At 69.2% G+C, this 12946-nt stretch carries 10 protein-coding genes; 4 read left to right on the forward strand and 6 right to left on the reverse strand.

What is annotated here, in order from left to right; genetic code table 11:
- The first annotated feature begins 2 nt into the window (after positions 1 to 2).
- Positions 3 to 1517, forward strand: a complete 1515-nt coding sequence (gene trpE, locus EV216_RS04495) for an anthranilate synthase component I (protein ID WP_132693872.1) — start codon at positions 3 to 5, stop codon at positions 1515 to 1517.
- Positions 1518 to 1534: 17 nt separating this feature from the next.
- On the opposite strand, the gene EV216_RS04500 is transcribed toward trpE, so the two are convergent.
- The 5 genes from EV216_RS04500 to pufB all read right to left on the reverse strand — a co-directional run bounded on the left by EV216_RS04500 (position 1535) and on the right by pufB (position 9034).
- The gene (locus EV216_RS04500; protein ID WP_132693873.1) at positions 1535 to 5239 is read right to left on the reverse strand and encodes a translocation/assembly module TamB domain-containing protein; all 3705 of its coding nucleotides are present in this window, start codon (positions 5237 to 5239) and stop codon (positions 1535 to 1537) included.
- A complete protein-coding gene (locus tag EV216_RS04505) occupies positions 5239 to 7032 on the reverse strand; it encodes an autotransporter assembly complex protein TamA (protein WP_243641964.1) in 1794 nt (597 codons plus the stop codon). The genes EV216_RS04500 and EV216_RS04505 overlap by 1 nt, the downstream gene beginning before the upstream one ends.
- A 78-nt stretch (positions 7033 to 7110) precedes the next feature.
- Positions 7111 to 8475: a PucC family protein gene (locus EV216_RS04510; protein WP_279388189.1), complete on the reverse strand. Its 1365-nt coding sequence runs from the start codon at positions 8473 to 8475 to the stop codon at positions 7111 to 7113.
- Between the two features lie 205 nt (positions 8476 to 8680).
- Positions 8681 to 8863: a light-harvesting protein gene (locus tag EV216_RS04515; protein WP_132693876.1), complete on the reverse strand. Its 183-nt coding sequence runs from the start codon at positions 8861 to 8863 to the stop codon at positions 8681 to 8683.
- A 15-nt stretch (positions 8864 to 8878) separates the two neighbouring features.
- Positions 8879 to 9034: a light-harvesting antenna LH1, beta subunit gene (pufB, locus tag EV216_RS04520; protein WP_132693877.1), complete on the reverse strand. Its 156-nt coding sequence runs from the start codon at positions 9032 to 9034 to the stop codon at positions 8879 to 8881.
- A 389-nt stretch (positions 9035 to 9423) separates the two neighbouring features.
- Here pufB and EV216_RS04525 point away from each other — a divergent pair, with 389 nt between their 5' ends.
- Entirely contained in the window at positions 9424 to 9750 is a 327-nt protein-coding gene (locus EV216_RS04525; RefSeq protein WP_132693878.1) for a hypothetical protein, read from the forward strand.
- Positions 9751 to 9917: 167 nt separating this feature from the next.
- Here the strand turns inward: EV216_RS04525 and ndk are convergent, their stop codons facing one another.
- Positions 9918 to 10340 carry a nucleoside-diphosphate kinase gene (gene ndk / locus EV216_RS04530; RefSeq protein WP_132693879.1) on the reverse strand — a complete coding sequence of 141 codons (423 nt, stop codon included), beginning with the start codon at positions 10338 to 10340 and terminating at the stop codon, positions 9918 to 9920.
- Positions 10341 to 10470: 130 nt separating this feature from the next.
- Between ndk and EV216_RS04535 the strand changes: the two genes are divergently transcribed.
- Complete coding sequence (locus EV216_RS04535) at positions 10471 to 12312, forward strand: ABC-F family ATP-binding cassette domain-containing protein (protein ID WP_132693880.1); 1842 nt, start codon at positions 10471 to 10473, stop codon at positions 12310 to 12312.
- A 1-nt stretch (position 12313) separates the two neighbouring features.
- Positions 12314 to 12934, forward strand: a complete 621-nt coding sequence (locus tag EV216_RS04540) for a MarC family protein (protein ID WP_132693881.1) — start codon at positions 12314 to 12316, stop codon at positions 12932 to 12934.
- Positions 12935 to 12946: the final 12 nt, after the last annotated feature.

Here is a 12946-nt window from a genome sequence, read left to right on the forward strand (position 1 = left end):
CCATGGCGAAGATCGTTCCCGAATTCGCGGCATTCGAGGCCGCCTACGAGGCCGGCAAGGCGCAACTGGTCCATGCAAGGCTGGCCGCCGATCTGGACACGCCGGTATCGCTGATGCTGAAGCTTGCAGGCGCGCGGACCGACAGCTTCATGCTGGAATCGGTCACCGGCGGCGAGGTGCGCGGGCGCTATTCGGTCGTGGGCCTGAAACCCGACCTGATCTGGGAATGCCGGGGCGAAACCAGCCGCGTCAACCGCCACGCCCGGTTCGACGCGGCTGCGTGGGAACCGATGGCGGGCAGCCCGCTGGACACGCTGCGCGCGGTGCTGGCCGAAAGCGCGATCGAGATCCCCGACGATCTGCCGCCCATCGCGGCGGGGCTGTTCGGCTACCTGGGCTATGACATGATCCGGCTGGTCGAGCGGCTGCCCGATGTCAATCCCGACCCGCTGGGCCTGCCCGATGCGGTGATGCTGCGCCCTTCGGTCGTCGCGGTGCTGGACGGGGTCAAGGGCGAGGTGACGGTGGTCTCGCCCGCCCGGCCCGAACCAAGGCTGTCGGCGCGCGCGGCCTATGCCCAGGCCGCCGAGCGGGTGATGGACGCGCTGCGCGATCTTGACCGCGCGGTGCCCGCCGAGACCCGCGATTTCGGCGAGGCGCGCGAGGTGGGCGAGCCGGTCTCGAACTTCACCAAGGACGGCTACATGGCCGCCGTGGAAAAGGCCAAGGAATATATCCGCGCGGGCGACATCTTTCAGGTCGTGCCCGCCCAGCGCTGGACGCAGGATTTCCCGCTGCCGCCCTTTGCGTTGTACCGAAGCCTACGGCGCACGAACCCCTCGCCCTTCATGTTCTTCTTCAATTTCGGCGGCTTCCAGGTGATCGGCGCCAGCCCCGAGATCCTTGTGCGGCTGCGCGACGGGCAGGTGACGATCCGGCCCATCGCCGGAACCCGTCCGCGCGGCGCCACGCCCGAGGAAGACAAGGCCCATGAGGCCGACCTGCTGGCCGATCAGAAGGAACTGGCCGAACATCTTATGCTGCTGGATCTGGGTCGCAACGATGTGGGGCGCGTGGCCAGGATCGGCACCGTGCGGCCGACCGAGGAATTCGTGATCGAACGCTATTCGCATGTCATGCATATCGTCTCGAACGTGGTGGGCGAAATCCGCGAAGGCGAGGATGCGCTGTCGGCGCTGCTGGCCGGGTTGCCCGCGGGCACGGTGTCCGGCGCGCCCAAGGTCCGCGCGATGGAGATCATCGACGAGCTGGAGCCCGAAAAGCGCGGCGTCTATGGCGGCGGCGTGGGCTATTTCTCGGCCGGGGGCGAGATGGACATGTGCATCGCGCTGCGCACGGCTGTCGTCAAGGATGACAAGCTCTATATCCAGGCGGGCGGCGGCGTGGTCTATGACAGCGACCCCGAGGCCGAGTGGCAGGAGACGGTGAACAAGGCCCGCGCGCTGCGCACCGCCGCCGCCGAAGCCGCCCGTTTCGTGCGCAGGGGCAATGGCTGAGGCGCCGCGCTGTCAGGTCAGTAATCGCGTTCGTAGAAGATGCCGATGCCTGTATCGCCTTCGGCCCCCAGCCGTCCTCGCACCGTGACCTGGGGCGAAAGATCGAAATTCAGCTCGATCCGGGTCTGGCCCGCACCATCGACCGTCACCTCGGAGTAAAGATCGTCCGACAGATACTTGCCCACGCTGACCTCGGTTTCGCCATCGGCGGTCTGGCGCAGGTCTAGATCATCCAGCCCGGTGCCCTCGCGGACCCGGCCCAGCAGTCCGCCGCCATTTCCGCCCGCCAGCCCCGCGACCGCGGTGGCGAGTTGCACTGCCTGGAACGCCGAAAGCTGCTCGATGCCGCGCCCGAACAGAAGCCGCGCCAGCACCTCGTCCTCGGGCAGGTCGGGATCCGACAGGAAGCGGATTTCCGGCGCACTGGCCCGGCCGTCAAGCTGGATCCGAGCGGTGATGTCGCCGGTCTGCGTCGCCGCCACGAAGCGCAGATAGGGGTCGAGCGCGCCCTGGAGCGAGACCTGTCCCTCGGTCAGGTCGAAACGCCGCGACAGGATGTCGAGCCGCCCGCGGATCAGGTCGAACCGGCCATCGGGGATCATATCGGCCGTGGTGCCGCGCAGTCGCAGCGTGCCGCCCACCTCGGCATCAAGCCCGCGACCGCGCACGAAGACCTGCCCCGGCGCAAGGATCGTCAGGTCCAGCGGATAGGGCCGCCCGCCCCCTTCGCGCCCCGCCCCGCCCAGCAGCCCGGCACGCGCGCGGGTGGCGCGCGAGGCCGCGCTTTCGCCGATGTGGACGACGTCAGGAATCGGACCGCTCGCGGTGGCCCCGCCGGAGGGCACCGCGATCTCGGTGCGGCCAAGGTCGATCCGGCCCGCGATCCCCGCCCCGCCTGCAAGCGGCCCGCGCATGCTCAGCCGTGCATCAAGGCGGGTTTCGAAGAGCGTGTCATAGCTGATCCGGGCGCGGTCGAGCGCGATCGCCAGATCGCCGTCGAAGGGAGCGGCCAGTATCACCGGCCCCGCGACAGTCACGCGGCCCCGCCCGTCAAACGCCCCGCCAAGGTCGATCTGCGCTCTCCCGTCCGCAAGCGCGACCGAGCCGGCGATATCGGTCACGGCAAGGCCCAGCGTCGGCAGCGCCAGTCGCGCCCCCTCGGTCACCGCCCGGCCCGACAGCGAGGACAGCGCCAGCGGCCCGCGCAGCGCAAGATCATAGCGCGCCTGCCCGTCCAGGCTGCGCGGCGCGATGAAGCCGTTGGCCAGCGCAAGCGGCGCCGTGCCCGATGCGGTCAGATCGGCCCGCGCGCCGTCCAGCGCGAGCGACCCCGCCAGCCGCGCGGTTGTGCCGCCCGGCCCGGTCGCGTCAAGCGCAAGCCGCACATCGCCATTGCCGGGCTGCGCCCGGCCCGTGACCGTCAGCGGGCCGGGAAAGCCGGGGGCCAGCAGCGCAAGATCGGACAACCGCCCCGACAGGGTCAGCGCGCCGCCCCCGGCTTCGGTCGCGCTCACGCGCAGGACCGGCGTGGACAGATCCAGCGCCTCGATCATCGGCGCCCCGTCGCGGCGCGCGCCGCGGGCCGATATCCGGCTTTCGCCGCCGATCAGCCGGTCGATGGCGCCAAGCCCCAGCGCCAGCCCCTGCCCGCGCGCGTCAAGCTCGGCGCGCAGATCGCCGCGCAGCGCACCCGCCCCGGTCAGCGTGGCATCAAGCGACCCGCGCAACGGACGCCCGGCAAGCCCCGAGAAGGGTGCAAGATCGCGCGCGGCAAGCGTGACGCGCCCTTCGCCGGGCAGCGCCGGATCGTCGGGGCTGACCGCGCCCGTGGCCGTCAGCCGCGCGCCCGCGCCCGTCGCCTCCAGCCGGTCTATGCGGATGCGGCCGCCCTCCTCCCAGCCAAGGCCCGCCTCGATGCTGCCCGGCCCGGACAGCCGCCCATCGACCCGCGCCAGATCGCGGACCTCGCCCGACAGGCGCAGGCCCGCCGCGGCGGTGGACAACTCACCCTCGGCCGTCAGGCGCAGCGCGGACATTTCGATGGCCAGCGCGCGCAGCGCGGTCCCCGCAGGCCCCCGCGCGGCCGCAAGCGACAACCTGCCCACCCCGGCCAGCAGCGGATCGAGTCGCGGCGTCCCGGTCGTCAGATCGCGTGTGTCGGCCGCAAGGCGCAGGTCGAACACCCCGTCGAGCAGCCCATAGCGGCCCTGAACCCGCGCCTCGGCCGCGCCACCCAGCGCGGCGCCTGTCAGCGGCGCGATCCGGGCCAGATCGTCCAGCGCCAGTTCGGCCTGTCCATCCAGCGGCAGGCCCGCCCGCAGCGCGCCAAGCGTGCCGCTGGCCGTGGCGCGCAGCCCGCCTGCATCCAGCCGCAGCGCGTCGAGCCGCAGATCGGCCCCTTCGGCATGGACGATCCGCGCGGTGCCGCGCAGCGCATCGCCCAGCGCCCGGGCAAGGGCGGGATCATCATGGGCAAGGCCGGTCGCGACAAAGGTCAGATCGGCGGTCAGCGCGGTGGGGCTGACGGGCCGGATCGTGCCGCTGCCCGCAATCGCGGCCCGGCCAAGCGCCAGCCCCTCGCGCGCAAGCCCGTCCAGAACCGCCTCGGCCTGCCATTCCTCGCCCAGCGCGGCATCGAAACGGGCGGTCAGCTGCGCACCATCGACGCGGGTTTCAGGGCCCGCAAGCGGCAGCGCGACGGGGCCGGTCAGCGTGCCGTCCAGCGCCAGCCGCTCGGGCAGGCCCGACGGGGCCAGCGTCAGCGTGCCGCCCAGCGTCAGCGCGCCGGTTTCCAGATCGAGGCGCGAGAGTTCGGTGCCGCCATCGGCCCGCCTTGTGCCCGCAAGCTGCACGCGCGCGGCATCGCCAAAGAAGGGCCGGGCCTGTTCGGCCACCAGCGGCGCGACATCGCCCGCGATGTCCAGCGCGAAACGCGCGGTGCCGGGGCTGTCCGCGGGCTCGTCCAGCGTGAAGCGGCCGGTCACGCGCTGAACCCCGTCGGTCGCCAGCGCAAGATCGGCGCCGAAATTCGTCAGCGGCCCAGCCCCCGCCAGCGTCAGCGCAACCGGCGGGCCGCCCGGCAGCCCCAGAAGGCCCGAGACCAGCCCCCCCGCCCCCTCGGTCAGCGCGATGTCGAGCGCAAGGTCGCGGCTTTCGTTGGCATAGGAAGCCACCACCGCAAAGCGCCCCTCGGCATCGCTGCGCGTCGCGCTCAGATCGACCGCACCCGCCCCGCCCGCCAGCCGCAGCGCGGCCGTGATCGCAAGTTCGGCCGACTGGCCCAGCACTGCCTCGCCCAGTGCCAGCCGGGGCGTCGCGACCTCGCCGATCTGGATCGCAACGGGCAGGTCCGGCAACTGGAAGGGCTGCGCCTCGGCATCCTCGACCCGGGCGCCCTGATCGCCCACGGGGAGCCGGGTCAACTCGATCTCCTCGGCGCGCAGGCGGTTCACCTCGACCCGGCCGCGCAAGAGCGCAGCGCGCGACCAGTCAAGCTCGGCCCCGCGGATCGTCAGCCAGACCCCTTCGGCATCGGCAATGGTCAGCGTATCGAGCCTAGCCTGCGACGAGAGCGCGCCGCGAAAGCCGGTGATGTCGATCTCGCGCCCGGCCGAGGACAGCCGGTCGGCCAGGAACCGCTCCAGCAGGCTGCGGTCATCGTCTTGCGCGGCCAGCGGCTGGGCGGCGGCGATCATCAGGACAAGGGCAAGCCGCAATCGCATCAGAAGGCCTGCCCGATGCCGATATAGATCTGCACGCCATCCCCAGTGCCGCCGCCCACGGGTGCCGCGATATCCACCCGGATCGGGCCGATGCCGGTATCGTAGCGCAGCCCCAGCCCCGCGCCCGAATGCCAGTCGCCCTCGCCAAGCCACGACTCCGCGCCGACGAATCCCGCATCGGCAAAGGCCACCAGACCGATACTGCCGCGCACCGCCACCCGCGCCTCGGCCGACAGCCCGACGAAGGACCGCCCGCCGATCCGCTCGCCGCCGGGCAGATCGACCGCCAGCGACTGGTAGGGCTGGCCGCGCACCGTGCCGCCGCCGCCCGAGAAGAACAGCAGCGCGGGCGGCACGCCCTCGGCCCCCGCGCCGAGGATCGAGCCGAATTGCAGCCGCCCCGCCAGAACCACCCGTTCGCCCATGCCGCGATAGAGCCGTGCATCGGCCGTCAGCCGCGCGCCGCTTTCGGCCTCGCCCCCCAACGCGAGGAAGGGCATCACGCCAAGGCCCAGATAGCTCCCGCCCGTGGGGTTCAGCAGGTTGTCACGGTCGTCCCTTGTGGCCGAGACCGGCAGCATCGCATGGGTCATGCTGCGGCTGCCCAGACCGTCGCGCACGTCGGAATAGCTGAACAGCAGGGCCGCCTCGCCCGCCAGGCGTTTCGACAGCGTGCGCGTCAGCCCGATACCGAACCGGGCGGTATTCTCGCGGGAATCGGGCTCGTCCAGACGCTCGATGGCGGCCAGCGCAAAAAGTCCCGTATCGGGGCCGATGAAGGCCGGGCGGTCAAGGCGCAGGGCCAGCCGGTAATCCTCGCCGCCGCCTTCGGTGCCGCCGATCCCCGAGATCGCAGCGTCGAAGCGCAGCCGCTCGGCCCCGCCCATCAGGTTGCGATGCAGCCAGAAGGCCGACAGCGCGACACCTTCGAGCGAGGACAGCTCGGCGCCGAAACCCAGCCGACGCGGCTTGTCGTCGGTGACGTTCAGCGTGATGTCCATGCGCCCGTCCGGGTCCAGCGTCTCGGCCTCGGCCAGGCTGATCGAGCGGAAGGCGCCTGTGCGGCGCAGCCGGTCGGCGCTGCGCTCCAGCGCCTCGGGATCGAAGCGTTTTCCAGTGGGTAGCCCGGCAATCGCCCGCAGCCGTTCCGGCCTTACCGCCGTGCGCCCGGCGATCACCAGATCGCCGAACTGCACCACCGGCCCGGGCACCAGCCCCAGCCGCGCATCAAGCGTGGCACCGGGATGATGCGCGGTGATGCGCTGTTCGCCCACGCGTGCCTTGGCATGGCCTGTCGCGCGCCAGCCCGTGACGCCCGCCGTTGCGGCATCGCGAATCGCGGTGCTGCGCGCGCGCTTGCCTGGGGCGAAGCCCTCGGGCAATTCGGTGCCCCGCGCCAGTGGGGCGATCTGCGCCGTGGAAAAGGCGAAGGGGCGGCCGGTTTCGATGTCGATCTCGACGCGCGAAATCCTGTCGGGCAGCGACAGCGGCGAGATCTCGGTCGCCTCTCGCCCGTCGAGCCGAATGCGGATGATCGGTGCGTAATAGCCGCGCGCATAAAGCGCCCCGATCAGCCGGGCGTAATCGGCCCGGGCGGCGGCAAGGATGTCCTGCGCGCTGGCATCCGCCCCTTCGGCAGCCTCAAGGCTGAGCGCAGAAGCCCTGAGCGCGTCGCGCAACCCGTCCGATGCGCCGGGCGCGGACAGCCGCACCTCGGCCGCCAGCGCGGGCGGCGCGGCGAGCGCCAGCGCAAACAATGCTGCAAGCGTTGGGGATTTGTTCGATTCGGCCAAGTCGCGCCCCCTGTCGCCGCCCATACTGGTCCAAGCGGCGCAGGGATTGAAGGCCGAAGCGCGGAAACGTGATGCCGCTCAGGTCGAGCGACGCTCGGCACCGAAAACCTTTTGCGCAACAAGCGGGTAGGCCACCACGACCGTCACGACAAGAAACAGCAATTCGGCCCCATAGACGAAGAAATAGGGCGTTGCCGGGCCGAACAGCCCCGAGAAGGGCGACAACAGGATCAGGTCACGCGCGATCCCGCCCAGCGCGATCGCCACGCCTGCCGACGTGGCCTGCACTGCGCCCCAGGCGCCCAGCGCAAGGCCGACCTGCTCCTTCGGGGCGGCGCGCATGGTGGCGGTCAGGGTGCCGTGACTGAACAGCCCCGCCCCGAACCCGGCCAGCCCCGTGCCGATGATGAAGATGGCCGGGCTTTGCAGCGTGGCCGAGAAGGTGATCAGCGCAAAGGCCGGCACCCCCACCAGCGCCCCCGCACCCGCCATCACCATCGGATCGGCGCCGCGGCTGAGCACGCGCGAGGCCAGCGCAAAGCCGATCAGCCCGCCCATCGCCAGCGTTGCGGTCAGCCGCGTGGTCGAGGCGACGGACATTCCCAGCACCTCGCCGCCATAGGGCTCCAGCAGCACCTCGGCCAGACCGAAGCCCATCGTGCCAAGCCCGATGATCCACAGCAGCCGACGTGGATTGGCGCCGCGCATGAACAGCCCCCAGGCATCCGAGAAACTGGGGTCGGGCTCGGGATTGACGCGCTGGCGATAGGCCCGCTCGCGGTCGCGCGCCTCCATCTTCCAGATCGCAAGAACGTTGAAGACCAGCGTCATCACCGCCGCGCCCTGGATCACCTGGATCAGCTTGGGATGGCTGAAATCCTCCAGCAACCTGCCGAAGATAAGAGCACTCACGATCATGCCGACCAGCATCATCACATACATCAGCCCGACCACATTGGGCTGATCCTCGCGGGGTGCCAGATCGGTGGCCAGCGCAAGCCCGACGGTCTGGACGATATGCACGCCCGCCCCCACAAGCAGGAAGGCGAGCGCCGCGCTGACAAGACCGACCCAGAGCGGCGCATCGGCCGCGAATTGCTGTTGCGACAGCACGATCAAGGCCAGCGGCATGATCGCGAAGCCGCCCCATGCCAGCAGCGTGCCCTTCCAGATATAGGGCACGCGGCGCCAGCCAAGGGCAGATTTGTGGGTGTCGGACTTGAACCCGATCAGCGCCCGGAACGGCGCGAACAGCAGCGGCAGCGCGATCATCACGCCGACGATGGTGGCAGGCACCTCGAGTTCGACGATCATCACGCGGTTCAGCGTGCCGACCAGCAGCACCATGGCCATGCCGACCGACACCTGGAACAGGGCAAGGCGCAACAGACGCGACAGGGGCAGATCGTCGCTGGCCGCCTCGGCAAAGGGCATCACACGCATGCCTGCGTTAGCGATACCCTGGATCGCCATCCGGCTAAGTCGATTCATGCGGTCGCTCTCCGCACGGCGCGACGCGTCGCGGCCGTATTCCGATTGCCCGCGGGCGCGCGTTTCCACGTGTCAGGCCCTGACGGGAGGGCCGAGATGCGAAGGCCGAGGACTGATCCCCGGCCTTCGCCGTGTTCGTTACACGGATCGCAGACCCTTAGGCCGCGTCGGCTTCCGTGGTGGTGACCACGGCGGCGTCTTGCTTGTAGTAGTCGGCGAAGAAGCCGGACTGGGTCACGAGGCCCAGGTGGACCAGGAACGAGCTGATGGCAACGGCGCTCAGGAAGAGCGGGATGCCGACGGTCGGCTTAACGACGAGCCAGAGTTTCGCGTTGTTCATGAGTTGGTACTCCTCTTAGCCGAGCCACGGCGTGCCGACGGCAGCCAGGAAGTGCGCGACGAGCGCGATGGCGCCGAACACGCGGGTGCCATCGATCACTTGCTTGTGGACTTCTTCGGCTTCGGCCAGCGTCAGGCCGGTCGGCCAGACTTTGTTGGGATCGTCAGTCATATTGTCGTCTCCCCAATATGGTTTCGACTGCGTTGGCGTGCAGAACCTGCACCTCTTCGACAACACCAGACCGGTCAACCGCTTCCACTTTCATGTCCGCGACGCTGCCGGTCCAGCCTCGTCACTTAGAAACGATGTCACAAGCGATTGACGTTGGCAATGTCAACGTAGGCTTACAGAGGCCCCGGATCGTGCGGCATATTGAGCAGCCCTGACAGCCTGTCGCAGGAGTCGCAGCCCCACGGCCTGCGACCCTGCGGACCCTTGATCTTGGCGCCTGCGGATGGGGTAATCGGGGTGCCAAACTGCAACTGTCGTTCTTGTTGGACCGGAACCAAGCTTTCGCATCCGACGGCGACACAGACCCTGAAAAGAACTCTGGAGGAACGATGAACACCTATCCCTGGGACGCCTGGATGCCGAAACTCGCAGCCAACCAGCACATGACCGATGTCAAGATCGACCGCAGCAAGAGCACCACGATGTTCTCGGACGCGTTGGGCGTCGCGCTGCTGTCGGACAAGAAACCGAACATCGAGTTGAAGACGTCGAACCCGACGCCGCTGTCCAGCAAGATGGGCTGGGATCTTCTGGGCGGTAAGGGCGAAGGCAATGTCGTGCTGACCACCGCCGAGCCCTACCCGCTGTCCGCGCGCATGGGCTGGAAGCTGCTCAGCGAGCGCAAGTACTACGCCATCGCAGCGCACCAGCAATAAGCCTGAACGACGCCCCGACGCCCGCGCCGACCCAAGGTCTGCGCGGGCGTCTTGCATCTGGTCCCCCGGACAAGCCGCAAGAACCGGGGATTGACCATGGGAACGGGCCGACCCAGGCGGACCGGCCCTTCGAATTTTCTGGCCTGTTTCCGAAGGCGGCCGCGCCCTCAGCCGACCAGTTCGAGGCCCGAGAAGAAATAGGCGATCTCGACCGCGGCGGTGTCCTCGCCATCCGAGCCATGCACCGAATTCTCGCCGATCGACAGCGCGAATTCCTTGCGGATCGTGCCCTCGGCCGCCTCGGCGGGGTTGGTGGCGCCCATCACTTCGCGATTCTTCGCGACCGCATTCTCGCCTTCCAGCACCTGCACGACGATCGGTTCGGAGGCCATGAACTCGCACAGTTCGTCATAGAAGGGGCGCTCCTTGTGGACGGCATAGAACACGCCGGCCTGCGCCTTGGTCAGGTGGATGCGCTTCTGCGCGACGATGCGCAGGCCCGCTGCTTCGAGTTTCGCGTTGATCGCGCCGGTCAGGTTGCGGCGCGTCGCGTCGGGCTTGATGATCGAGAAGGTGCGCTGGATCGCCATGTCGGATGTCCTTGTGTGCTGCGGCACCCCCGCGCGGGGGTGCGGGAAAAATCGCGGCCCTGCTAGCATGGGGCCTGTCCGGTGAAAAGCCGCGATTGACGGCACGCGGCGGGGCTGGCACTGACCGCGCATGCTGCGCATCGACGAGATTTCCTTTGCCATCGAGGGCCGCCCGCTGTTCGAGCGCGCCTCGGCGGTGATTCCCGATGGCCACAAGGTCGGGCTGGTGGGCCGCAACGGGGCGGGCAAGACCACGCTGTTCCGGCTGATCCGCGGCGAGCTTGCGCTGGAATCGGGCGAGATCGCCCTCCCCGCCCGCGCCCGGATCGGGTCCGTTGCGCAAGAGGTACCCGGCAACGAGGTCTCGCTGCTCGATACGGTGCTGGCCGCCGATACCGAACGCGCCGCGCTGCTGGCCGAGACCGCGACCGACCCCCACCGCATCGCCGAGATCCAGACGCGGCTGGCCGATATCGACGCCTGGTCGGCCGAGGCCCGCGCCTCGGCGATTCTCAAGGGGCTGGGCTTTACCGAGGCCGAACAGGCGATGCCCTGCTCGGCCTTTTCGGGCGGCTGGCGGATGCGGGTCGCGCTGGCGGGGGTGCTGTTCGCGCGCCCCGACCTGCTGCTGCTGGACGAACCCACCAACTATCTCGACCTCGAAGGGGCGCTGTGGCTCGAATCCTATCTCGCGCGCTATCCCTATACGGTGATCCTGATCTCGCATGACCGCGGGCTGCTGAACCGAGCGGTGGGCCATATCCTGCATCTCGAGAATCGCAAGCTGACGCTTTACGCGGGCGGCTATGATGCCTTTGCCCGCGCCCGCGCCGCCGCCCGGGCCGTGCAGGCGGCCGAAGCCAAGAAACAGGAATTGCGCCGCGCCCATCTTCAGGGATTCGTCGACCGTTTCCGCTACAAGGCGTCCAAGGCGCGTCAGGCCCAGGCCCGGCTCAAGATGCTGGAGCGTCTGGAGCCCATCGCCGCCCCCGAGGATGCCGCGCGCACCGTCTTTACCTTTCCCGAGCCCGAGGAATTGTCGCCCCCCATCCTTGCGATGGAAGGCGCCGCGGTCGGCTATGACGGCAAGCCGGTGCTGTCGCGCCTGAGCCTGCGAATCGATCAGGACGACCGGATCGCGCTTCTGGGGCGCAATGGCGAAGGGAAATCGACCTTTTCCAAGCTGCTGGCGGGGAAACTGCCCGCGCTGTCGGGGCGGGTGACGCGGGCGGCCAGGCTGCGCGTGGGCTATTTCGCCCAGCATCAGGTGGACGAGCTGCATCTGGACGAGACACCGCTCGACCACCTGCGCCGCGCCCGGCCAGACGACGCACCCGCACGGCTGCGCGCGCGGCTGGCGGGATTCGGTCTGGGGGCCGATCAGGCCGAAACAGCGGTGGCGCGGCTGTCGGGCGGGCAGAAGGCGCGGCTGTCGTTGCTGCTGGCCACGCTGGATGCGCCGCAATTGCTGATTCTGGACGAGCCGACCAACCACCTGGACATCGAAAGCCGCGAGGCGCTGGTCGAGGCGCTGAGCGCCTATACCGGCGCGGTGATTCTGGTCAGCCATGATATGCACCTGCTGTCGCTGGTGGCGGACCGGCTGTGGCTGGTGAAGGATGGCCGGGTCAGCCCCTATGACGACGATCTGGACGCCTATCGCCGGATGCTGCTGGCAAGCGAGGCCCCCGAAACGGCGAAACCCGCGAAACCCGCGGCGAAGAAACCCTCGCGCGAGGCGGTGATGGCGGCCCGGGCCGAGGCGCGCAAATGCGAATCACGGGTCGAGACGCTGAGCGAGATGCGCGAGAAGCTGGCCGAGAAGCTGGCCGATCCTGCGCTGTACGATCCTGCGCGCCAGAACGACCGGATCCTGTGGCAACGCAAGTTCGCCGAGGTCGAGGAGGCGCTGGCCCGGGCCGAGGCGCTTTGGCTTGCCGCGATGGAAAGCCTTGAACAGGCCGAGGGCTGACTTGGACCCGACCTTCTACATATCGGCCTTTGTCACGCTGTTCGTGGTGATCGACCCGATCGGGCTGGCGCCGCTCTTCGTGGCGCTGACCCAGGGCATCGACTCGCGCGCGCGCCGTGCCATCGCGTTCCGCGCCGCCGCCATCGCCATCGGCCTGCTGACGCTGTTCGGCATCTTCGGCGAACAGGTGCTGGGATTCGTTGGCATCTCGATGCCCGCCTTCCGCATCGCGGGCGGGATCCTTCTGTTCCTGACCGCGCTTGACATGCTGTTCGAACGGCGCACGAAACGGCGCGAGGATCAGGCGCACGAGGATCGCCCCGATCCGTCGGTCTTTCCGCTGGCAACGCCGCTGATCGCGGGGCCCGGCGCAATGGCGACGATGATCCTGCTGATCGGCGCGGCCGGGCGCGAACCGGTCGCGATGGTGCTGATCCATCTGGTGATGCTGGCGGTGATCGGGGTCGTGCTGCTGATGTTCCTGGCGGCCGGGCTGATCGAACGCGCGCTGGGGCGGACCGGAATCAACGTGGTCACGCGGCTTCTGGGGATGCTGTTGGCGGCCTTGTCGGTGCAGTTCGTGCTGGACGGGTTGCGCGATTTCGGGCTTGCGCCGGTCTGACACCCTCGCGAT

It is taken from the genome of Rhodovulum steppense, from assembly GCF_004339675.1.
GTDB classification, from domain to species: Bacteria; Pseudomonadota; Alphaproteobacteria; order Rhodobacterales; family Rhodobacteraceae; genus Rhodovulum; species Rhodovulum steppense.

What these genes read in the sequence shown, in the direction of transcription:
- EV216_RS04500 (WP_132693873.1), bottom strand. Translation starts at nt 5,239, where the DNA reads ATGCGATTGCGGCTTGCCCTTGTCCTGATGATCGCCGCCGCCCAGCCG.
- pufB (WP_132693877.1), bottom strand. Translation starts at nt 9,034, where the DNA reads ATGACTGACGATCCCAACAAAGTCTGGCCGACCGGCCTGACGCTGGCC.
- EV216_RS04535 (WP_132693880.1), top strand. Translation starts at nt 10,471, where the DNA reads ATGCTGCGCATCGACGAGATTTCCTTTGCCATCGAGGGCCGCCCGCTG.
- EV216_RS04525 (WP_132693878.1), top strand. Translation starts at nt 9,424, where the DNA reads ATGAACACCTATCCCTGGGACGCCTGGATGCCGAAACTCGCAGCCAAC.
- EV216_RS04515 (WP_132693876.1), bottom strand. Translation starts at nt 8,863, where the DNA reads ATGAACAACGCGAAACTCTGGCTCGTCGTTAAGCCGACCGTCGGCATC.
- ndk (WP_132693879.1), bottom strand. Translation starts at nt 10,340, where the DNA reads ATGGCGATCCAGCGCACCTTCTCGATCATCAAGCCCGACGCGACGCGC.
- EV216_RS04510 (WP_279388189.1), bottom strand. Translation starts at nt 8,475, where the DNA reads ATGCGTGTGATGCCCTTTGCCGAGGCGGCCAGCGACGATCTGCCCCTG.
- trpE (WP_132693872.1), top strand. Translation starts at nt 3, where the DNA reads ATGGCGAAGATCGTTCCCGAATTCGCGGCATTCGAGGCCGCCTACGAG.